Origin of the sequence: Enterobacter cloacae complex sp. 309I3 (genome assembly GCF_050031595.1) — a bacterium.
GTDB classification, from domain to species: Bacteria; Pseudomonadota; Gammaproteobacteria; order Enterobacterales; family Enterobacteriaceae; genus Enterobacter; species Enterobacter cloacae.
The window spans coordinates 231,348-252,889 of record NZ_JBLGWI010000001.1 but is presented as its reverse complement, the minus strand read 5'-3'; the positions used below and the strand labels follow the sequence as shown (position 1 = coordinate 252,889).

Sequence of the window (21,542 nt, the reverse complement as noted above, 5' to 3'; positions counted from 1 at the left end):
AGCTACAGCTGTAAAAAAACCCGCCGAGGCGGGTTTTTTATTTACGGCATCAACGATTACTCGTTGTCGGAACCGCCCAGACCTGCGTTTAGCAGCTCTGCCAGGCTCGCGGATGCATCTTCAGCAGTCACCTGCGGTGCAGCTGGCAGTTCGCCTGCAGCACGACGACGCATACGATCCTGATGGTACGCATAACCGGTACCCGCCGGGATCAGACGACCCACGATAACGTTCTCTTTCAGACCGCGCAGTTCATCACGTTTACCTGCAACAGCGGCTTCGGTCAGGACACGAGTGGTTTCCTGGAACGATGCTGCAGAGATGAAGGACTCGGTTGCCAGAGACGCTTTGGTGATACCCAGCAGATCGCGCGAGAAGGTCGCACCGATTTTGCCGTTCGCTTCCAGTTCGCGGTTAGCGATCTTGACGCGTGAGTACTCAACCTGCTCGCCTTCCAGGAACTCGGAGCTGCCCGCGTTCTCGATGGTCGCTTTACGCAGCATCTGACGAACGATAACTTCGATGTGTTTATCGTTAATCTTAACGCCCTGCAGACGGTATACGTCCTGTACTTCGTTAACAATGTAACGCGTAACAGCATGCACACCACGCAGACGCAGGATGTCGTGCGGCGCTTCTGGACCGTCGGAAACCACGTCACCACGTTCTACGCGTTCACCTTCGAACACGTTGAGCTGACGCCACTTAGGAATCATCTCTTCGTACGGCTCGCTGCCATCTACCGGAGTGATAACCAGACGGCGTTTACCTTTGGTCTCTTTACCGAAGGAGATGATACCGCTGATTTCAGCCAGGATTGCCGGCTCTTTCGGACGACGTGCTTCGAACAGGTCCGCAACGCGTGGCAGACCACCGGTGATGTCCTTGGTACCGCCGGATTCCTGAGGAATACGCGCCAGAGTGTCACCAGAGCTGATCTGTACGCCATCTTCCAGTTGTACAATCGCTTTACCAGGCAGGAAGTACTGCGCAGGCATATCGGTACCTGGGATCAGAACGTCGTTACCCTGAGCATCAACGATTTTCAGTGCAGGACGCAGATCTTTACCGCCGGTAGTACGTTCAGCAGAATCCAGAACTACCAGAGAAGACAGACCGGTCAGCTCGTCAGTCTGACGAGTAATGGTCTGGCCGTCGATCATGTCAGTGAAGCGGATGAAACCACTCACTTCGGTGATAACTGGCATGGTGTGTGGATCCCAGTTTGCAACGGTTTCACCGCCGGCAACCTGCTCGCCATCACCTTTCGCCATAACAGCACCGTAAGGCACTTTATAGCTCTCTTTGGTACGACCGAATTCGTCGATCAGCTTCAGTTCGGTGTTACGAGAAGTGATAACCAGTTTACCGCTGGAGTTCACAACCGATTTCGCGTTGCTGAGCTTGATGCTACCTTTGTTTTTCACCTGGATGCTGGATTCAGCAGCCGCACGAGATGCCGCACCACCGATGTGGAACGTACGCATCGTCAGCTGTGTACCCGGCTCACCGATAGACTGTGCCGCGATAACGCCGATGGCTTCACCTTTGTTGATGATGTGGCCACGTGCCAGGTCACGACCGTAGCAGTGCGCACATACACCAAAGTCGGTGTCACAGGATACAACGGAACGCACTTTCACGGAGTCAACAGAGTTCGCTTCCAGCAGGTCACACCACTGTTCGTGCAGCAGCGTGTTGCGTGGAACCAGAATGTCTGCGGTACCCGGCTTCAGAATGTCTTCCGCGGTAACACGACCCAGTACGCGATCGCGCAGTGGCTCTTTAACATCACCACCCTCGATAACCGGAGTCATGGTGATACCTTCAAGGGTGCCACAATCGTCTTCGGTCACCACCAGATCCTGCGCAACGTCAACCAGACGACGCGTCAGATAACCGGAGTTCGCTGTTTTCAGTGCGGTATCCGCCAGACCTTTACGCGCACCGTGCGTGGAGATGAAGTACTGGAGTACGTTCAGACCTTCACGGAAGTTCGCGGTGATTGGCGTTTCGATGATGGAGCCATCTGGCTTCGCCATCAGACCACGCATACCTGCCAGCTGACGAATCTGTGCTGCAGAACCACGCGCACCGGAGTCGGCCATCATGTAAATGCTGTTGAAGGAAACCTGCTGCTCTTCTACGCCGTCACGGTTAATCACGGTTTCGGTTTGCAGGTTATCCATCATCGCTTTGGATACACGATCGTTCGCCGCAGCCCAGATATCGATAACTTTGTTGTAGCGTTCGCCCGCGGTTACCAGACCAGACTGGAACTGCTCCTGGATTTCCGCAACTTCAGCTTCTGCTTCAGAGATGATCTCGTGTTTCTTCTCTGGGATGACCATGTCATCGATACCAACAGATGCACCTGAACGCGCTGCATAAGCAAAGCCGGTGTACATTGTCTGGTCAGCGAAGATAACGGTCGGCTTCAGACCCAGAATGCGGTAACAGGTGTTCAGCATTTTGGAGATCGCTTTCTTACCCAGCGCCTGGTTGACGATGGAGAAAGGCAGACCTTTCGGTACGATCATCCACAGAATGGCACGGCCGATAGTCGTGTCTTTCAGGCTGGTTTTCGCAACGAATTCGCCGTTAGCATCTTTTTCGTATTCAGTGATACGCACTTTAACGCGCGCATGCAGAGAGGCCAGGCCAGCGCGATAAATACGCTCAGCTTCTTTCGGGCCAGTCAGCACCATGCCTTCGCCTTTAGCGTTAACACAGTCACGGGTCATGTAGTACAGACCCAATACAACGTCCTGAGAAGGAACGATGATTGGCTCGCCGTTCGCAGGAGACAGGATGTTGTTGGTAGACATCATCAGCGCACGCGCTTCCAGCTGGGCTTCCAGCGTCAGCGGTACGTGAACAGCCATCTGGTCACCATCGAAGTCGGCGTTATACGCCGCACAAACCAGTGGGTGCAGCTGAATAGCTTTACCTTCGATCAGGACTGGCTCAAATGCCTGGATACCCAGACGGTGCAGAGTTGGTGCACGGTTCAGCAGTACCGGGTGTTCGCGGATCACTTCGTCCAGGATATCCCAAACGACAGCTTCTTCACGCTCAACCATTTTCTTAGCGGCTTTGATGGTGGTGGCGAGTCCTCGCAACTCCAGTTTGCCGTAGATGAATGGTTTGAACAGCTCCAGTGCCATTTTCTTCGGCAGACCGCACTGATGCAGACGCAGGTATGGACCTACGGTGATTACAGAACGACCGGAGTAGTCAACACGCTTACCGAGCAGGTTCTGACGGAAACGACCCTGTTTACCTTTGATCATGTCGGCCAAAGATTTCAGAGGACGTTTGTTAGAACCGGTGATCGCACGACCGCGACGACCGTTATCCAGCAGGGCATCTACCGCTTCCTGCAGCATACGTTTTTCGTTGCGTACGATAATGTCCGGCGCAGCCAGATCCAGCAGACGTTTCAGACGGTTGTTACGGTTGATCACGCGACGATACAGATCGTTCAGATCGGACGTTGCGAAACGACCACCATCCAGCGGAACCAGCGGACGCAGATCTGGCGGCAGAACCGGCAGAACGGTCAGGATCATCCACTCTGGCTTGTTACCAGACTGAACGAACGCTTCCAGCAGTTTGATACGCTTGGTCAGCTTTTTACGCTTGGTTTCGGAGTTGGTTTCGTTCAGCTCTTCACGCAGCTGCTCGCACTCTTGCTCCAGATCCATGCTCTTCAGCAGGGCCTGAATAGCTTCCGCACCCATCTTCGCGTCGAATTCGTCACCGAACTCTTCCAGCGCGTCCAGATACTGCTCTTCAGTCAGGATCTGGTGACGTTCCAGGTTCGTCATCCCGCCTTCGATAACCACATAAGATTCGAAGTACAGAACACGTTCGATATCGCGCAGCGGCATATCCAGCAGCAGGCCGATACGGGACGGCAGAGATTTCAGGAACCAGATGTGAGCAGTCGGAGACGCCAGCTCGATGTGGCCCATGCGCTCACGGCGCACTTTGGTCTGGGTCACTTCAACGCCGCACTTCTCACAGATCACACCACGGTGTTTCAGGCGCTTGTACTTACCGCACAGGCACTCGTAATCTTTTACTGGCCCGAAAATACGTGCACAGAAAAGGCCGTCACGCTCAGGTTTGAACGTACGGTAGTTGATGGTTTCCGGCTTTTTAACTTCACCGAAAGACCATGAACGGATCATGTCTGGCGAAGCCAGAGCAATTTTGATCGCATCAAACTCTTCGGTTTTAGTTTGCGCTTTCAGAAACTTTAATAAGTCTTTCACGGATTTGCTCCCGTCGGAGTTAGCACACTCTGCTGTCGGGCGTTAACCCGACAGCAGTGACCTGTTTGAGCGAGAATTACTCGTCTTCCAGTTCGATGTTGATACCCAGCGAACGAATCTCTTTCAACAGTACGTTGAAGGACTCTGGCATGCCCGGTTCCATCTGATGGTTGCCGTCCACGATGTTCTTATACATCTTGGTACGACCGTTCACGTCATCAGACTTAACGGTGAGCATTTCCTGCAGGGTGTATGCTGCGCCGTATGCTTCCAGCGCCCACACTTCCATCTCCCCGAAGCGCTGACCACCGAACTGTGCCTTACCACCCAGCGGCTGCTGAGTAACCAGGCTGTAAGAACCGGTAGAACGAGCGTGCATTTTGTCGTCGACCAGGTGGTTCAGTTTCAGCATGTACATGTAACCTACGGTTACCGGACGCTCGAACTGTTCACCGGTACGGCCGTCAAACAGCGTAATCTGCCCAGACGTTGGCAGACCACCCAGTTGCAGCAGCTCTTTAATTTCAGCTTCTTTTGCACCGTCGAATACCGGCGTTGCAATTGGCATACCTTTGCGCAGGTTCTCTGCCAGACGCAGCACTTCTTCATCGCTGAAGGTGTTCAGGTCGACTTTCTGACGCACATCGGTACCCAGATCGTAGGCACGCTGGATGAATTCGCGCAGTTTCGCGACTTCCTGCTGCTGTTTCAGCATGGCGTTAATCTTGTCGCCGATACCTTTCGCAGCCATACCCAGGTGGGTTTCCAGAATCTGACCGATGTTCATACGAGACGGTACGCCCAGCGGGTTCAGTACGATATCTACCGGCGTACCGTTAGCATCGTGCGGCATATCTTCGATCGGGTTGATCTTAGAGATAACACCCTTGTTACCGTGACGACCTGCCATCTTATCACCAGGCTGGATCTGACGTTTAACAGCCAGATACACCTTAACAATCTTCAGCACGCCTGGTGCCAGATCGTCGCCCTGAGTGATTTTGCGGCGTTTCGCTTCGAGTTTTTTCTCGAACTCGTGTTTCAGTTCGTCATACTGCTCAGCCAGCTGTTCCAGCTGATTTTGTTTCTCTTCGTCGGTCAGGCCCAGTTCCAGCCAGCGATCGCGTGGCAGTTTGTCGAGCTTCTCAGCTTCAACGCCACCGGCAACCAGCACCGCATAGATACGGCTGAACAGACCCGCTTCGAGGATCTGCAGTTCTTCAGACAGGTCTTTCTTAGCCTGTTTGAGCTGCATCTCTTCGATTTCCAGCGCACGTTTATCTTTCTCAACGCCGTCACGGGTGAAGACCTGAACGTCGATAACCGTACCGGAAACACCGTTTGGTACGCGCAGAGAAGAGTCTTTAACGTCAGACGCTTTCTCACCGAAGATTGCACGCAGCAGTTTCTCTTCTGGCGTCAGCTGGGTTTCACCTTTCGGCGTTACCTTACCAACCAGAATGTCGCCGCCGGTCACTTCCGCACCGATGTAAACGATACCGGATTCATCCAGTTTGGAGAGCGCAGCTTCACCCACGTTAGGGATGTCAGCGGTGATCTCTTCTGGCCCCAGCTTGGTGTCACGGGACACACAGGCCAGTTCCTGAATGTGGATGGTGGTGAAACGATCTTCCTGTACCACACGTTCGGAGACGAGGATGGAGTCTTCGAAGTTGTAACCGTTCCACGGCATGAACGCTACGCGCATGTTCTGACCGAGCGCCAGTTCACCGAGGTCGGTGGACGGACCGTCTGCCAGCACGTCGCCGCGCTCAACTGGCTCACCCAGAGATACGCAAGGCATCTGGTTGATACAGGTGTTCTGGTTAGAACGGGTGTATTTGGTCAGGTTGTAGATGTCGATACCCGCTTCGCCCGGATACATCTCGTCTTCGTTAACTTTGATAACGATACGGGATGCGTCAACGTACTGAACGGTACCGCCACGCTTAGCCACTGCAGTAACACCGGAGTCAACGGCAACAGCACGTTCCATACCGGTACCAACCAGCGGCTTATCAGCACGCAGAGTTGGAACGGCCTGACGTTGCATGTTCGCACCCATCAATGCACGGTTGGCGTCATCGTGTTCCAGGAACGGGATCAGGGACGCACCGACGGATACCACCTGCTGGGTGGATACGTCCATGTAGTCAACCTGGTCGCGGCTGAACAAGCTGGATTCGCCTTTGCTACGGCAGGTAACCAGATCTTCTACAAAGTGGCCTTCGTCATCCAGGTTGGAGTTCGCCTGAGCGATAACGTAGTTGCCTTCTTCAATAGCAGACAGGTAATGAATTTCGTCGGTAACAACACCGTCAGTCACTTTACGGTACGGGGTCTCAAGGAAACCGTATTCGTTTGTCTGTGCGTACACGGACAGGGAGTTGATCAGACCGATGTTTGGACCTTCAGGCGTTTCGATTGGACATACGCGACCGTAGTGAGTCGGGTGTACGTCTCGAACTTCGAAGCCTGCGCGTTCACGGGTCAGACCGCCTGGGCCGAGTGCAGAGATACGACGTTTGTGCGTAATCTCAGACAGCGGGTTGTTCTGGTCCATAAACTGAGACAGCTGGCTGGAACCGAAGAACTCTTTCACGGCTGCAGAAATCGGCTTGGCGTTGATCATATCCTGAGGCATCAGAGTATCCAGATCGCCCAGAGACAGACGCTCTTTCACCGCACGCTCTACACGCACCAGGCCAACGCGGAACTGGTTTTCCGCCATTTCGCCTACGGAACGGATACGACGGTTGCCGAGGTGGTCGATATCGTCCACTTCGCCTTTACCGTTACGGATATCGATGAGCTTCTTCATCACTTCGATGATGTCGTCTTTGCTCAGGATACCGGAACCTTCGATCTCATCGCGCAGCAGAGAACGGTTGAACTTCATACGACCAACCGCAGACAGATCGTAGCGGTCTTCAGAGAAGAACAGGTTCTCGAACAGGCTTTCAGCCGCTTCGCGAGTTGGTGGCTCACCAGGACGCATCATGCGGTAGATTTCTACCAGCGCGCTCAGACGATCGTTGGTTGGGTCGACGCGTACAGTCTCAGAGATGTACGGACCGTGGTCCAGATCGTTAGTGAACAGCGTTTCGATACGTTTGTGGCCAGCCTGACTCAGCTTAGCCAGCAGATCCAGGCTCAGCTCCATGTTAGCCGGGCAGATCAGCTCGCCAGTTGATTCATCAACGTAATCTTTCGCGGCTACTTTTCCTGCAATGTATTCAACCGGAACTTCGATGTGTTTGATATCATCTTTTTCCAGCTGACGGATGTGGCGCGCGGTAATACGGCGACCTTTTTCCACATACACTTTGCCGTCGGCTTCGATGTCGAACGACGCGGTCTCACCACGCAGACGTTCCGGCACCAGCTCCATCTGCAGCTTGTTGTCGCGGATTTCAAAGATCACTTTTTCAAAGAACAGGTCCAGGATCTGTTCAGTGGTATAGTTCAGTGCGCGCAGAATGATGGTTGCAGGCAGTTTACGACGACGGTCGATACGGACAAACAGGTTGTCTTTTGGATCGAACTCGAAGTCCAGCCATGAACCACGGTAAGGAATGATGCGCGCGTTATACAGTACTTTACCGGAAGAGTGTGTTTTACCTTTATCGCTGTCGAAGAAGACGCCCGGGCTACGGTGCAGCTGGGAAACGATAACACGCTCAGTACCGTTGATAACGAAAGTACCGTTGTCTGTCATGAGTGGAATTTCACCCATGTAGACTTCTTGTTCTTTAATGTCTTTAACAGTGCCTTCCGGCGCTTCGCGCTCGTAGATCACCAGACGCAGTTTTACGCGCAGCGGTGCGGAATAGGTCACGCCACGGATCTGACATTCCTGAACGTCAAACACCGGTTCGCCAAGGCGGTAGCTGACGTACTGCAGCTCGGAGTTACCGCTGTAGCTCTGAATTGGGAACACGGAACGGAAGGCTGCTTCCAGACCGTACTGCCCTTCAGGATCTTGCTCGATAAACTTCTGGAACGAGTCAAGCTGGATAGAAAGGAGATATGGAATGTCCAGAACTTGTGGACGTTTACCAAAATCCTTACGAATACGTTTTTTCTCGGTATAGGAGTAAACCATAGGGTTCCTCAGCTCGCTGACAAGTCGACCCATCTGTCCGACGAAGGGACAGTTTGTGCAACACCATTTTGTGGACCGGAAAATTGAATACTTTCCGCAATACCTGTTGCTATCACGCTTAAACCATTTCATTGCGATTTACACAGAGCGAGCACCCTGTCGCAGTATATTAAGTCGTCGATAGAAACAAGCATTGAAAGACACATCGATAGTCAAACAGTGTGAAATGCTACCGAGGCCTTACAGCGCAAAAAGGCTGGTGACTAAAAAGTCACCAGCCATCAGCCTAATTACTTAGGCTGCAACCAGAAAAGTTGGCTTATTTAACTTCAACTTCAGCGCCAGCTTCTTCCAGAGATTTTTTCAGTGCTTCTGCGTCGTCTTTGCTCACGCCTTCTTTCAGCGCAGCTGGAGCAGATTCTACCAGGTCTTTAGCTTCTTTCAGACCCAGACCGGTAGCGCCACGAACAGCTTTGATTACTGCAACTTTGTTCGCGCCAGCAGCTTTCAGAATTACGTCGAATTCAGTTTTCTCTTCAGCAGCGTCAGCAGCTGGGCCAGCAGCAACAGCTACAGCAGCAGCAGCAGAAACACCGAATTTTTCTTCCATTGCAGAGATCAGCTCAACAACGTCCATTACGGACATAGCGGATACTGCTTCAATGATTTGATCTTTAGTGATAGACATTTAAATTGTTCCTGAATATCAGAATAAGTTTATACGTAAGCAGATGCTTTATAAAGATAACTGCGATTAAGCAGCTTCTTTCGCATCGCGTACAGCAGCCAGAGTACGAACCAGTTTGCCAGCCGAAGCTTCTTTCATGGTTGCCATCAGGCGTGCAATTGCTTCTTCGTAGGTCGGCAGAGTTGCCAGGCGGTCGATCTGAGACGCCGGGATCAGCTCACCTTCAAAGGCAGCGGCTTTGACCTCAAATTTTGCATTCGCTTTCGCGAACTCTTTGAACAGACGAGCAGCAGCGCCCGGGTGTTCCATAGAGTATGCAATCAGGGTCGGACCAACAAACGTGTCTTTCAGGCACTCAAAAGAGGTACCTTCAACAGCACGGCGCAGCAGGGTGTTACGAACAACACGCATGTAAACGCCAGCTTCACGACCTGCTTTACGCAGTTCAGTCATTTTATCTACAGTTACGCCACGGGAATCCGCAACTACTGCAGACAGCGCGCCTTTGGCTACTTCGCTGACTTCAGCAACAATCGCTTGTTTGTCTTGAAGATTTAAAGCCATTAGCTTTTGCTCCTGGATGTTTGCCGGAACTCATGTTCCGGAACTCACTTCACTCTTCCCAACGGAAAGAGCGTCTTAATACGGTGAGCAGAAACAAGCCAGAATATCCAAAAATAATCTTAGCGTTCTGTCACCGTCTACGCAGGGGATTAAGTCTCTTGCGAAACACCTGCGGTCTTCGACGGAGGCCTGGATTAGGCCAGGCTCCAACGAACAATTCTTTTAGCCGCTAACTTTCGTTAGCAAACGTGGGGGTAAGATTGTAGACAAAATCACCGCCCACGTAAAGGCATTAGTTTGCAGCAGCGCTCAGGCCAGCCTGGTCAACTGCAACACCTGCACCCATGGTGGTGGAGATGCTAACTTTCTTGATGTACACGCCTTTCGCCTGAGTTGGTTTTGCTTTTTTCAGCGCAACCAGCAGAGCTTCCAGGTTTTCTTTCAGTTTGTCAGCGTCGAAGTCCACTTTACCGATGGTGGTGTGGATGATGCCGTTTTTGTCGTTACGATAACGAACCTGACCTGCTTTAGCGTTCTTAACCGCTTCAGCAACGTTAGGGGTTACAGTACCCACTTTCGGGTTTGGCATCAGGCCGCGTGGACCCAGAACCTGGCCCAGCTGGCCAACAACGCGCATTGCATCTGGTGATGCGATAACAACGTCAAAGTTCATTTCGCCTTTTTTGATCTGGTCAGCCAGATCTTCCATACCTACCAGTTCAGCGCCAGCAGCTTTAGCAGCTTCTGCGTTTGCACCCTGAGTAAATACAGCTACGCGAACGGAACGGCCAGTACCGTGTGGCAGTACAGTTGCACCACGAACGTTCTGATCAGATTTACGAGCATCGATGCCCAGGTTAACAGCAACGTCAACGCTTTCAACGAACTTAGCGGTAGCCAGTTCTTTCAGCAGAGCGATAGCTTCGTTGATGTCGTACTGTTTGGTCGCATCAACTTTGTCACGGATCACGGACATGCGCTTGGTCAGTTTAGCCATTTCTTAGTCCTCCACTACCAGGCCCATGGAACGTGCAGTACCTTCGATAGAGCGAGTCATCGCTTCAATGTCGGCACCAGTCATGTCGGCAGCTTTGGTCTGCGCGATTTCCTGCAGCTGAGCGCGGGAAATTTTACCCACTTTGTCTTTGTTCGGTTTACCGGAACCAGACTTGATACCAGCCGCTTTCTTCAGCAGAACTGCTGCAGGAGGGGTTTTGGTAACGAAAGTGAAAGAACGGTCAGCGTAAACAGTGATTACAACTGGGATTGGCAGACCTTTTTCCAGGGATTCAGTTTTGGCGTTAAACGCTTTACAGAATTCCATGATGTTCACACCCTGCTGACCCAGAGCTGGACCAACTGGTGGACTTGGGTTCGCCATACCAGCTGCAACCTGCAGCTTGACGTAGGCTTGTACTTTCTTAGCCATTCTAAAATCCTCTGATTGGGTGATAGCGCCTCAGCGAGGCTCCCCGTGAATAAAATCGTTTTACAGGCCGTGGCCCATAAAAACAAAAGGCGCGAAATTGTATTCCAATCTCGCGCCCTGTGCAACGATTAAATCGCCGCTTTTTTGATCGCTGCTTAGGCTTTTTCTACCTGGGCAAAGTCCAGTTCTACCGGGGTCGCACGACCGAAGATAGAAACAGAAACTTTCAGGCGGGATTTCTCGTAATCCACTTCTTCGACCACGCCATTAAAGTCAGCAAACGGACCGTCATTAACACGAACCATTTCACCCGGTTCAAACAGCGTTTTCGGACGCGGCTTATCACCCACCTGCTGCAGGCGGTTCATAATCGCATCAACTTCTTTGTCGCTGATTGGCGCCGGACGGTCAGACGTGCCGCCGATAAAGCCCATCACGCGCGGTACGCTGCGCACAAGGTGCCAGCTCGCGTCGTTCATAACCATCTGAACCAGCACGTAACCCGGGAAGAATTTACGCTCGCTTTTGCGGCGTTGGCCGCCACGGATCTCGACCACTTCTTCGGTCGGAACCATAACTTCGCCAAATAACTCTTCCATGTTGTGTAATTTGATATGCTCGCGCAGCGACGTTGCTACGCGGCCTTCAAAACCGGAAAACGCCTGAACGACGTACCAGCGCTTTTTAGGGGCTTCAGACATCTCAGAACCTCAGGCCAGTGATAAAGGATACCAGGCGAACCAGAATACCATCCAGTCCCCACAGGATCAGTGACATTACAGCGGTTACCGCCGCTACGATCAGCGTGGTGTGCAATGTTTCCTGGCGAGTCGGCCAAATTACCTTACGGACTTCGGTACGCGCTTCGCGGGCAAAAGCGACAGTCGCTTTGCCTTTTGTCGTCAACAGCGCGACACCACCCGCTGCAGCAATCAGAATTACCACTGCAAGCGCGCGTAGCGGCAGCATAATGTCACGATAAAGATAGTTGCCGACGATCGCTACGATCAGCAGAACGGCTACCACTACCCATTTCATCGCTTCCAGGCCGCGCCCGCTCCCTTGAGCTTCGGTATTCGCACTCATAAACCAACCTGTCAGAAGTATTCTACAAACATTTTCACCCCGCGATCGCGAGGCAAACCAAATCGAAATGCTAATTCGCTTTTCGAATTATACGCTCTCTGCAGAGCCTGTCTCAGCAATGATTATGACAAAAATAATCACTGATGAGCCAGGTTCTGGCGTGAAAGCGTGCAAAAAGGGCATCAAATGATGCCCTTTTATTGCGCATTGCGTCAAATGTTATCAGCAATTAGCCGAGAACTTTAGCAACCACGCCCGCGCCAACGGTACGGCCACCTTCACGGATTGCGAAACGCAGACCGTCGTCCATCGCGATTGGGTGGATCAGAGTCACAACCATCTTGATGTTGTCGCCTGGCATTACCATCTCTACGCCTTCTGGCAGTTCGATGGTACCGGTCACGTCAGTTGTACGGAAGTAGAACTGTGGACGGTAGCCTTTGAAGAACGGAGTATGACGGCCGCCTTCGTCTTTGGACAGGATGTACACTTCAGATTCGAACTTGGTGTGTGGCTTGATTGAGCCTGGCTTCGCCAGAACCTGACCACGTTCGATTTCTTCACGTTTGATACCACGCAGCAGAACACCAACGTTCTCACCAGCACGGCCTTCGTCCAGCAGTTTGCGGAACATTTCAACGCCAGTACAGGTAGACTTCGCAGTCTCTTTGATACCAACGATTTCAACTTCTTCACCCACTTTGATGATACCGCGCTCTACACGACCGGTAACAACGGTACCACGACCGGAGATGGAGAATACGTCTTCGATTGGCAGCAGGAATGGCTTGTCAATCGCACGCTCTGGTTCTGGAATGTAAGAATCCAGGTAGCCAGCCAGTTCGATGATTTTCGCTTCCCACTCTGCGTCGCCTTCCAGCGCTTTCAGAGCAGAACCACGAACGATTGGGGTATCGTCGCCTGGGAAATCGTACTGAGACAGCAGTTCACGAACTTCCATCTCTACCAGTTCCAGCAGCTCTTCGTCATCAACCATGTCGCATTTGTTCAGGAACACGATGATGTAAGGAACGCCTACCTGACGACCCAGCAGGATGTGCTCACGAGTCTGAGGCATTGGGCCGTCAGTCGCAGCTACTACCAGGATCGCGCCGTCCATCTGCGCAGCACCGGTGATCATGTTTTTAACATAGTCGGCGTGGCCTGGGCAGTCTACGTGTGCGTAGTGGCGAGTCGGGGTGTCATACTCAACGTGAGAGGTGTTGATGGTGATACCACGAGCTTTTTCTTCTGGTGCGTTATCGATCTGGTCGAATGCACGAGCAGAACCACCGTAGGTTTTTGCCAGAACGGTAGTGATTGCAGCGGTCAGCGTTGTTTTACCATGGTCAACGTGGCCGATAGTACCGACGTTAACGTGCGGTTTTGTACGTTCAAACTTTTCTTTAGACATCGATTGTCCCTCTAAGACACGGATAAATCGGTGATATCACCACATCAACCAGGCGAAATGCCTGAACTGTTGAATCAAGTAAAATTGAAACAGAGAGAAACGGGAAGGAGAAGTGAAGTGGTGCTGATACCCAGAGTCGAACTGGGGACCTCACCCTTACCAAGGGTGCGCTCTACCAACTGAGCCATATCAGCACGTATTGGAGCGGGCAGCGGGAATCGAACCCGCATCATCAGCTTGGAAGGCTGAGGTAATAGCCATTATACGATGCCCGCATCCTGAAACTCGGCTACCCAGTTCTTTCTGTAACAAAAAAAGAGATTTCTCTCTTTTTAAGTTCGAGCTGATTCAGCTTTTAAACCAGCTCCGGCGGCATTTACGCTGCCAGAAAGTGGTGGTGGGGGAAGGATTCGAACCTTCGAAGTCTGTGACGGCAGATTTACAGTCTGCTCCCTTTGGCCGCTCGGGAACCCCACCGGACTTGATGGTGCCGACTACCGGAATCGAACTGGTGACCTACTGATTACAAGTCAGTTGCTCTACCTACTGAGCTAAGTCGGCATCAAGTAGCGCGCATTCTATGGATACCTGCGCGGTCATGCAACTAAAAATTTGCATAAAACGTTCTTTCGCTCACATTTTATGCTAACCACGCATCAAGCGCTGTAAAAGTAGTCATTCGCGGTCAAATATTCAACATATATGAGCGAATTGCATCGCATACACCGTAGCGTGACGGCTTCCGCGTAACGCAGCGCTTTCCATCTTTTTTCTTATTATTCCTGTCATCTGGTGTTAACCTCCTGCCCATTGTCCAAAATTAACTGTGTGATGAGCCATGATCCGGCAGTGTGATGCTGGCTCACTGAAGCATGCTTATGAGCAAAAAAGAGCAAACGTTAATGACGCCTTATCTTCACTTTAACCGCAGCCAGTGGGCTGCCCTGCGTGATTCCGTCCCTATGACGCTGACGGAAGGTGAAATCGCACGGTTAAAAGGGATAAACGAAGATCTGTCCCTGGAAGAAGTGGCAGAAATTTATCTCCCCCTCTCACGCTTGCTTAACTTCTATATCAGTTCCAACCTGCGCCGTCAGGCGGTGCTGGAGCAGTTCCTTGGAACCAATGGTCAACGCATTCCTTATATCATCAGTATTGCTGGCAGCGTGGCGGTAGGTAAAAGCACAACCGCGCGTGTCTTGCAGGCTCTCCTGAGCCGCTGGCCAGAACACCGCAGCGTGGAGTTGATCACCACCGACGGCTTTCTGCACCCCAATGAGGTGTTAAAAGAACGCGGGCTGATGAAGAAGAAGGGCTTCCCGCTCTCTTATGACATGCACCGTCTGGTGAAATTTGTCTCTGACCTGAAATCCGGCGTGCCTAACGTCACGGCGCCGGTCTATTCGCACCTGATCTACGATCGCATTCCGGGCGGAGACAAAACGGTGGTGCAGCCAGACATTCTGATTCTGGAAGGGTTAAATGTGCTGCAAAGTGGGATGGATTATCCTCACGATCCGCATCACGTGTTTGTCTCTGACTTCGTCGATTTCTCTATTTATGTCGATGCACCGGAAGATTTGCTGCAAAGCTGGTATATCAACCGCTTCCTGAAGTTCCGCGAAGGGGCGTTCACCGACCCGGACTCCTATTTCCATCACTACGCCCAGCTTTCTGAAGAAGAGGCGGTGAAGGTGGCGACAGGCCTGTGGAACGAGATCAACTACGTAAACCTGAAAGAGAACATTCTCCCTACCCGCGAGCGGGCGAGCCTGATCCTCACCAAGAGCGAGAAACACGCTGTCGACCAGATTCGTTTGCGGAAATAGGTTAGCAGACATAAAAAAACCGGCTCAACGCCGGTTTTTTTGTTTACGCCTGCGGCTTTTCGCCGTTTTCATCCTGATCGACCGCAAAGCAGGCCACCAGCTGACCGCGATAATCTTTCAACTGCGGCTGTAGCTGGGTGCAAGGGCCGAAGCGGCGACTGCAACGGGCGTTGAACGCACATCCCGGAGGTGGATTCAGCGGACTTGGCAGTTCACCGGTCAGCTTAATACGCTCGCGACGATCGTCCGGGTTCAGGCGCGGTGTCGCAGAGAGCAGCGCCTGGGTGTACGGGTGGCGAGGGTTATTAAAGATCTGATCTTTCGTCCCCTTCTCCACGCAGCGCCCCAGATACATTACCATTACTTCATCAGCGATATGCTCTACCACCGACAGGTCGTGGGAGATAAATACGTAAGACAGCCCCAGCTCCTGCTGCAGATCCATCATCAGATTCAGCACCTGTGCGCGCACGGAAACGTCGAGCGCTGAGACCGGTTCATCGGCAATCACGACATCCGGATCGAGCATCAGGCCACGGGCGATGGCGATACGCTGGCGCTGGCCGCCAGAGAACATATGCGGGTAGCGATCGTAATGCTCGGTTTTCAGGCCGACTTTCGCCATCATCGCCAACGCTTTTTCACGACGCTGCTCTTTGCTGAGATTACTGTTAATCAGCAGCGGCTCTTCCAGAATCTGCCCCACTTTCTTGCGCGGGTTCAATGAACCGTACGGGTTCTGGAACACAATCTGGATTTTCTGGCGACGCAGCTTCTGCGCCTGCGGATCGTGCTTGAGCAGATCCTGCCCCTGATAATAGAGCTCGCCGCCGGTAGGCGTTTCTATCATCGTCAGCAGACGGCCTAAGGTTGATTTGCCGCAGCCCGACTCCCCGACCACCGCCAGCGTTTTACCGCGTTCGAGGGTAAAGGAGACGCCGTCCAGCGCTTTCACCAGGCGCTCAGGGGCAAAAATCCCCTTCTTCACCGGGTAGTGTTTTTTCAGGTCGATAGCCTGCAACAGCGGTTGTTGCGTGGTGGCCTGTTGCGTACTCATAGTGTTGGCCTCCCGGCATCATCGAGTGGGTAGTGGCATTTCGACTGACGACCGTCAGCCAGCTGGTTCAGCTCTGGCTCTTCTGCACGGCATTTATCCGTCGCATACGGGCAACGCGGATTCAGCAGGCAGCCCTGCGGACGGTCATATTTACCCGGTACCACACCCGGCAGCGACGCCAGACGCGCTTTATCCTGGGCAAACTCCGGCAGCGCACGTAAAAGCGCCTGGGTATACGGATGACGCGGTGCGCGGAAGATATCGTGCGAACTTCCGGTCTCCACCACCTGTCCTGCATACATCACGATGATTTTGTGTGCTGCTTCAGCCACCAGCGCCAGGTCGTGCGTAATCAGCACCAGCGCCATGTTCTCTTTCTGCTGCAGTTCCAGCAGCAGCTCGATGATTTGCGCCTGGATGGTCACGTCCAGCGCTGTGGTCGGCTCATCGGCAATCAGCAGTTTTGGCCGACAGGCAATTGCCATCGCGATCATCACACGCTGACTCATCCCGCCAGAAAGCTGATGCGGGTAGACATCAAGGCGCGATGCCGGGTCAGGGATCCCCACCTGGTTCAGCAGGTCGATCGCCCGCTGACGACGGGTTTTCTTGTTACCGCCCTGATGGACCTTGATCGCCTCCATAATCTGGAAGCCCACGGTGTAGCAGGGGTTCAGGCTGGTCATCGGGTCCTGGAAGATCATCGCCACTTCCGCGCCCACCAGCTGGCGGCGCTGTTTCTCGGAAATGCGCTTCAGATCCTGACCATTGAACTGCAGGTTTTCCGCCATCACGCGGCCCGGATAATCGATCAGCCCCATAATCGCCAGTGAGCTTACGGACTTACCGGAACCGGATTCCCCAACAATGCCAACCACTTCGCCCTGATTTACGCTGTAGCTGATGCGGTCCACGGCGCGAAACGGGGTGCCTTCATCGCCGAAGTGCACCGATAATTTATCTACATTTAATAACGCCATCTCGTGCCTCTTACTGCTTCAGTTTGGGATCAAGTGCATCGCGCAGACCATCACCCATCAGGTTAAATGCCAGCACCGTCAGCAGAATTGCCAGACCCGGGAAGGTGACAACCCACCAGGCGCTTTGTGCGAACTGCAACACGTCGGAGAGCATCGTGCCCCACTCCGGTGTTGGCGGCTGCGCACCCATGCCCAGGAAGCCAAGAGCGGCCATATCAAGAATGGCGTTAGAGAAGCCGAGCGACGCCTGAACAATCAGCGGCGCAAGGCAGTTCGGGAAGATATTGACGAACATCTGGCGCATCGCACCGGCACCGGCCACACGGGACGCGGTGACGTAGTCGCGGTTCACTTCCACCAGCACTGCCGCACGGGTTAAACGCACGTAGTGAGGGAGTGCCACGAAGGTCAGCGCAAGCGCGGCATTACCGATCGACGGGCCAAATATCGCCACCAGCACCAGGGCCAGCAGCAGGCTTGGCAGCGCCAGCATGATGTCGACGATACGCATGATGATGTTATCAACAATGCCGCCAAAATAACCCGCAACCAGGCCGAGGATGATCCCCATGATCAGGGACAGCACCACCACCAGGCAGCCCACCAGCAGCGACAGACGCGCGCCGTACATCAGACGCGACAACACGTCGCGACCTACATCATCGGTACCCAACAGGTGAGCCAGGCTCCCGCCGTCCTGCCATGCAGGGGGGGCCAGCAGCGCGTCACGGAACTGATCGGCCGGGTTATACGGTGCAAGCACGTTTGCAAACACGGCAATCAGGATCATGACAGAGACATAGACCAGCCCCACTACCGCGCCTTTATTGCGCTTGAAGTAGTGCCAGAATTCCTGCAGCGGCGTCATTGGAACCGGTGCAGCAACCACTTTATTTTCAGAAACGTGTGACATGATGGCCCCTTACTTCTTATGACGAATACGCGGGTTCACCACGCCGTACAGCAAATCGACCAGCAGGTTGACGAGAATAATCATCGTCGCGACCAGCAATACACCGCCCTGCACGACCGGATAGTCACGGCGTTGCAGCGCGTCAATCAGCCAGCGGCCAAGGCCCGGCCAGGAGAAGATGGTTTCGGTCAGGATCGCCCCTGCCAGCAGCGTACCCACCTGCAGACCGATAACGGTCACCACCGGCAGCATGGCGTTACGCAGCGCATGAACGATGATGACTCGCATACGCGTCAGGCCTTTGGCACGCGCGGTACGAATATAATCCTCGCCCAGCACTTCCAGCATTGACGAACGGGTCATACGCACGATCACCGCCAGAGGGATCGTGCCAAGCACCATTGCCGGCAGGATCATATGCGCGACCGCATCAATAAAGTTGCCCTCTTCGCCCCATATCGCCGTATCAATCAGCATAAAGCCGGTCAACGGGTTGGAATCATCGAGGAAGACCATATCGCTGACGCGTCCGGAGACCGGCGTCAGGTTAAGTTGCACCGAGACCAGCATAATCAACATCATGCCCCACCAGAAGATCGGCATGGAGTAGCCGGTCAGCGCCAGGCCCACAGCGGTATGGTCAAAAATAGAGCCACGTTTAACGGCAGCCAGCACCCCGACAGGGATACCCACCGCAGTGGCAAAAATCATGGCGCAGATGCCAAGCTCCAGTGTCGCTTTAAAACGCGGCACGAACTCGTCCCACACCGGAAGACGGCTTTTCAGTGAAATCCCTAAGTCACCATGCATAACGCCCCAGATATAGTGGAGGTACTGCTGCCACATCGGCTTATCGAGGCCGAGTTCAGCCAGCAACTGCGCATGACGTTCAGGGGAAATACCACGCTCGCCCGCCATAATCATTACCGGGTCGCCGGGGATCATATGGACAAAGGCAAAAGTGAGAAGGGTGATACCGATAAACGTGGGGATGACAAGTCCCAGACGTCGGAGGATGAACTGCAACATAACCCGGATTCTCTCTGAAGACGCACGACCAGTGGCGTGGCGTCTGTATTGCTCACAAATGTAAATTCCCTCTCCCGCAGGAGAGGGTTAGGGTGAGGACTAGCATGCAAGCCCCTCACCCCTGCCCTCTCCCACAGGGAGAGGGAGAACACCCTACTGATTATTCAACAGATACGTTTTCGAAGTGGTGTTTGCCCAGCGGATCAACCACGTAACCTTTCACTTCTTTGCGCACTGGCTCGTACACGGTGGAGTGAGCAACAATCAGAGCCGGAGCCTGATCGTGCATAACAACCTGTGCCTGCTTGTAGAGTTCAATACGTTTGTTGTGATCGTCGGTGGCACGCGCCGGCTGGATCAGGTCTTCAAACGGCTTGTAACACCAGCGAGAGTAGTTAGAGCCGTCTTTTGCCGCCGCACAGCTGAAGAGGGTGGCGAAGAAGTTGTCCGGATCCCCGTTGTCACCGGTCCAGCCCATCATCACTGCCTGATGCTCACCCGCTTTGGCGCGCTTCAGATACTCGCCCCACTCGTAGGTGACAATCTTGGCCTGAACGCCGATTTTCGCCCAGTCAGCCTGAACCATTTCAGCCATACGGCGTGCGTTCGGGTTGTACGGACGCTGTACCGGCATCGCCCACAGTTCAACGGTAAAGCCTTTATCCTGCCCTGCTTCCTTCAGCAGCGCTTTCGCTTTCTCTGGGTCGTAGGTGTAGTCTTTAACGTCATCGTTATAGCCCCACATGGTTGGCGGGATCAGGTTTTTAGCCGCAACGCCGGCGCCCTGGTAAACGGCCTTGATGATCGCTTCTTTGTTCACCGCATAAGTCAGCGCCTGACGCACTTTCACGTCATCAAACGGTTTCTTCTCGGTGTTGAAGGAGAGATAGCCCACGTTCAGGCCAGCCTGCTCCATCAGGTTGATATTCTTGTCCTGCTTCATGCGGGCGATATCAGCCGGGTTCGGGTATGGCATAACCTGGCATTCGTTTTTCTGCAGTTTTGCGTAACGCACAGACGCGTCAGGCGTGATGGAGAAGACCAGACGGTCGATCTGTGGTTTGGTACCCCAGTAGCCCGGGAACGCTTTGTACAGAATACGGGAGTCTTTCTGGTACTGCAGCAGCTGGAACGGACCGGTACCGATTGGGTTCAGGTCCACTTTTTCCGGCGTGCCGGCTTTCAGCATGTTGTCCGCGTACTCTTTAGAGAGGATAGAGGCGAAGTCCATGGCCAGGTCCGCCAGGAATGGCGCTTCCGGGCGAGTCAGCACGAACTGAACGGTTTTATCGTCCACTTTTTTCACTTCAGCGATCAGGTCTGGCAGACCCATCCCTTCGAAGTACTCATAGCTGCCGCCGGACACTTTGTGGTACGGGTTCTGAGCGTTTTTCTGACGATCGAAGGAGAACACAACGTCATCGGCGTTGAAGTCGCGCGTTGGTTTGAATTCTTTGCTGTCCTGCCACTTCACGCCCTGGCGCAGGTGGAAGGTATAGGTTTTACCGTCTTCGCTGACGTCCCACTTCTCCGCCAGGCCAGGAATCACTTCCGTGGTGCCGGTTTTGAATTCAACCAGACGGTTATAGATCGGCACAGAGCTTGCGTCGTAAGTCGTACCAGAGGTAAAGAGCTGTGGGTTAAAGCCTTCCGGCGAGCCTTCAGAACAGTAAACCAGGGTTTTTGCCTGTACGCTTGCTGCCACGGTCATAGCCACCAGGCTCAGACCAAGCTTCAGCATCCCTGACTTCTTCAAGGAAATACTCATTATTCTGCTCCAATGTGATGTTTTGCTTTGTTGTGTTACGCCGCCTGACCTTTATTTATTTTTTACCCGGTCCGGTCGGTGATGCCCGAAGGCGTTAAAGGGATGGAGAATCCTTTCAGAAGAGCGTTGGAGTTGCAGCGCAGATCGTCCCTGAAATGCCCCTCGTGCCCTACAATCTGTCAACAGAATGTGAAAACGTCAATACAGGTGACGGGGATTTACGCTGAGTGTGAGAAACCGCAAACAAAGATTAAAAAAACTATGTACGCCAGTTTTCAGCAGGGAAATTTATGCTACTCGTCATGTTGCAGCACAAATATCTTCATATTTCGCAACAATCAGTGATTAACTTTTATTCAGAATGGGTAAATTTTCTTGCAGAACGGTGATTATCTGAGCA

Annotated in this window: 15 protein-coding genes and 4 tRNA genes; 1 reads left to right on the top strand and 18 read right to left on the bottom strand. The window is 53.1% G+C overall.

The features are described 5' to 3' along the window. Positions 1-56 precede the first annotated feature (56 nt). The 13 genes from rpoC to ACQG22_RS01125 form a co-directional block, all read right to left on the bottom strand. Positions 57-4,280 carry a DNA-directed RNA polymerase subunit beta' gene (rpoC, locus tag ACQG22_RS01185; protein WP_013095003.1) on the bottom strand — a complete coding sequence of 1,408 codons (4,224 nt, stop codon included), beginning with the start codon at positions 4,278-4,280 and terminating at the stop codon, positions 57-59. A 76-nt stretch (positions 4,281-4,356) separates the two neighbouring features. Continuing rightward, the gene (gene rpoB, locus ACQG22_RS01180) at positions 4,357-8,385 is read right to left on the bottom strand and encodes a DNA-directed RNA polymerase subunit beta (protein ID WP_008503453.1); all 4,029 of its coding nucleotides are present in this window, start codon (positions 8,383-8,385) and stop codon (positions 4,357-4,359) included. 319 nt (positions 8,386-8,704) lie between these two features. Further along, positions 8,705-9,073 (bottom strand): 50S ribosomal protein L7/L12, encoded by a 369-nt coding sequence (rplL, locus tag ACQG22_RS01175; protein ID WP_013095002.1) that lies wholly within the window; start codon positions 9,071-9,073, stop codon positions 8,705-8,707. A 66-nt stretch (positions 9,074-9,139) separates the two neighbouring features. After that, a complete protein-coding gene (gene rplJ / locus ACQG22_RS01170) occupies positions 9,140-9,637 on the bottom strand; it encodes a 50S ribosomal protein L10 (protein ID WP_013095001.1) in 498 nt (165 codons plus the stop codon). A gap of 292 nt (positions 9,638-9,929) precedes the next feature. After that, complete coding sequence (gene rplA, locus ACQG22_RS01165; RefSeq protein WP_013095000.1) at positions 9,930-10,634, bottom strand: 50S ribosomal protein L1; 705 nt, start codon at positions 10,632-10,634, stop codon at positions 9,930-9,932. 3 nt (positions 10,635-10,637) lie between these two features. Beyond that, positions 10,638-11,066 (bottom strand): 50S ribosomal protein L11, encoded by a 429-nt coding sequence (gene rplK, locus ACQG22_RS01160; protein WP_008503452.1) that lies wholly within the window; start codon positions 11,064-11,066, stop codon positions 10,638-10,640. 155 nt (positions 11,067-11,221) lie between these two features. Next, the gene (gene nusG, locus ACQG22_RS01155) at positions 11,222-11,767 is read right to left on the bottom strand and encodes a transcription termination/antitermination protein NusG (RefSeq protein WP_003862341.1); all 546 of its coding nucleotides are present in this window, start codon (positions 11,765-11,767) and stop codon (positions 11,222-11,224) included. Between the two features lies 1 nt (position 11,768). Then, on the bottom strand, positions 11,769-12,152 hold the full coding sequence (secE, locus tag ACQG22_RS01150) for a preprotein translocase subunit SecE (RefSeq protein WP_013094999.1): 384 nt from the start codon (positions 12,150-12,152) through the stop codon (positions 11,769-11,771). A 229-nt stretch (positions 12,153-12,381) separates the two neighbouring features. Further along, positions 12,382-13,566, bottom strand: a complete 1,185-nt coding sequence (gene tuf / locus ACQG22_RS01145; protein WP_013094997.1) for an elongation factor Tu — start codon at positions 13,564-13,566, stop codon at positions 12,382-12,384. 118 nt (positions 13,567-13,684) lie between these two features. Then, positions 13,685-13,760 (bottom strand) — tRNA-Thr (locus ACQG22_RS01140). Positions 13,761-13,766: 6 nt separating this feature from the next. Beyond that, positions 13,767-13,841: transfer RNA gene (locus ACQG22_RS01135), tRNA-Gly, on the bottom strand. A 117-nt stretch (positions 13,842-13,958) separates the two neighbouring features. Then, positions 13,959-14,043, bottom strand: a tRNA-Tyr gene (locus tag ACQG22_RS01130). A gap of 8 nt (positions 14,044-14,051) precedes the next feature. Beyond that, positions 14,052-14,127 (bottom strand) — tRNA-Thr (locus ACQG22_RS01125). 317 nt (positions 14,128-14,444) lie between these two features. Between ACQG22_RS01125 and coaA the strand changes: the two genes are divergently transcribed. Next, positions 14,445-15,395, top strand: coding sequence for a type I pantothenate kinase (coaA, locus tag ACQG22_RS01120; protein ID WP_013094996.1), 951 nt, complete (start codon positions 14,445-14,447; stop codon positions 15,393-15,395). A gap of 43 nt (positions 15,396-15,438) precedes the next feature. Here the strand turns inward: coaA and dppF are convergent, their stop codons facing one another. From dppF to dppA, 5 genes are all read right to left on the bottom strand, one after another. Next, positions 15,439-16,452 (bottom strand): dipeptide ABC transporter ATP-binding subunit DppF, encoded by a 1,014-nt coding sequence (gene dppF / locus ACQG22_RS01115; protein ID WP_014830234.1) that lies wholly within the window; start codon positions 16,450-16,452, stop codon positions 15,439-15,441. Beyond that, the gene (gene dppD / locus ACQG22_RS01110) at positions 16,449-17,432 is read right to left on the bottom strand and encodes a dipeptide ABC transporter ATP-binding protein (protein ID WP_013094994.1); all 984 of its coding nucleotides are present in this window, start codon (positions 17,430-17,432) and stop codon (positions 16,449-16,451) included. Before dppD ends, dppF begins: the two co-directional genes overlap by 4 nt. A 10-nt stretch (positions 17,433-17,442) precedes the next feature. Continuing rightward, complete coding sequence (gene dppC / locus ACQG22_RS01105; protein ID WP_020684504.1) at positions 17,443-18,345, bottom strand: dipeptide ABC transporter permease DppC; 903 nt, start codon at positions 18,343-18,345, stop codon at positions 17,443-17,445. Between the two features lie 9 nt (positions 18,346-18,354). Continuing rightward, a complete protein-coding gene (gene dppB, locus ACQG22_RS01100; RefSeq protein WP_014830232.1) occupies positions 18,355-19,374 on the bottom strand; it encodes a dipeptide ABC transporter permease DppB in 1,020 nt (339 codons plus the stop codon). A gap of 160 nt (positions 19,375-19,534) precedes the next feature. Continuing rightward, the gene (gene dppA / locus ACQG22_RS01095; RefSeq protein WP_023620080.1) at positions 19,535-21,142 is read right to left on the bottom strand and encodes a dipeptide ABC transporter periplasmic-binding protein DppA; all 1,608 of its coding nucleotides are present in this window, start codon (positions 21,140-21,142) and stop codon (positions 19,535-19,537) included. Positions 21,143-21,542: the final 400 nt, after the last annotated feature.

What these genes read in the sequence shown, in the direction of transcription:
- rpoB (WP_008503453.1), bottom strand. Translation starts at nt 8,385, where the DNA reads ATGGTTTACTCCTATACCGAGAAAAAACGTATTCGTAAGGATTTTGGT.
- rplL (WP_013095002.1), bottom strand. Translation starts at nt 9,073, where the DNA reads ATGTCTATCACTAAAGATCAAATCATTGAAGCAGTATCCGCTATGTCC.
- rplJ (WP_013095001.1), bottom strand. Translation starts at nt 9,637, where the DNA reads ATGGCTTTAAATCTTCAAGACAAACAAGCGATTGTTGCTGAAGTCAGC.
- rplA (WP_013095000.1), bottom strand. Translation starts at nt 10,634, where the DNA reads ATGGCTAAACTGACCAAGCGCATGTCCGTGATCCGTGACAAAGTTGAT.
- rplK (WP_008503452.1), bottom strand. Translation starts at nt 11,066, where the DNA reads ATGGCTAAGAAAGTACAAGCCTACGTCAAGCTGCAGGTTGCAGCTGGT.
- nusG (WP_003862341.1), bottom strand. Translation starts at nt 11,767, where the DNA reads ATGTCTGAAGCCCCTAAAAAGCGCTGGTACGTCGTTCAGGCGTTTTCC.
- secE (WP_013094999.1), bottom strand. Translation starts at nt 12,152, where the DNA reads ATGAGTGCGAATACCGAAGCTCAAGGGAGCGGGCGCGGCCTGGAAGCG.
- tuf (WP_013094997.1), bottom strand. Translation starts at nt 13,566, where the DNA reads ATGTCTAAAGAAAAGTTTGAACGTACAAAACCGCACGTTAACGTCGGT.
- coaA (WP_013094996.1), top strand. Translation starts at nt 14,445, where the DNA reads ATGAGCAAAAAAGAGCAAACGTTAATGACGCCTTATCTTCACTTTAAC.
- dppF (WP_014830234.1), bottom strand. Translation starts at nt 16,452, where the DNA reads ATGAGTACGCAACAGGCCACCACGCAACAACCGCTGTTGCAGGCTATC.
- dppD (WP_013094994.1), bottom strand. Translation starts at nt 17,432, where the DNA reads ATGGCGTTATTAAATGTAGATAAATTATCGGTGCACTTCGGCGATGAA.
- dppC (WP_020684504.1), bottom strand. Translation starts at nt 18,345, where the DNA reads ATGTCACACGTTTCTGAAAATAAAGTGGTTGCTGCACCGGTTCCAATG.
- dppB (WP_014830232.1), bottom strand. Translation starts at nt 19,374, where the DNA reads ATGTTGCAGTTCATCCTCCGACGTCTGGGACTTGTCATCCCCACGTTT.
- dppA (WP_023620080.1), bottom strand. Translation starts at nt 21,142, where the DNA reads ATGAGTATTTCCTTGAAGAAGTCAGGGATGCTGAAGCTTGGTCTGAGC.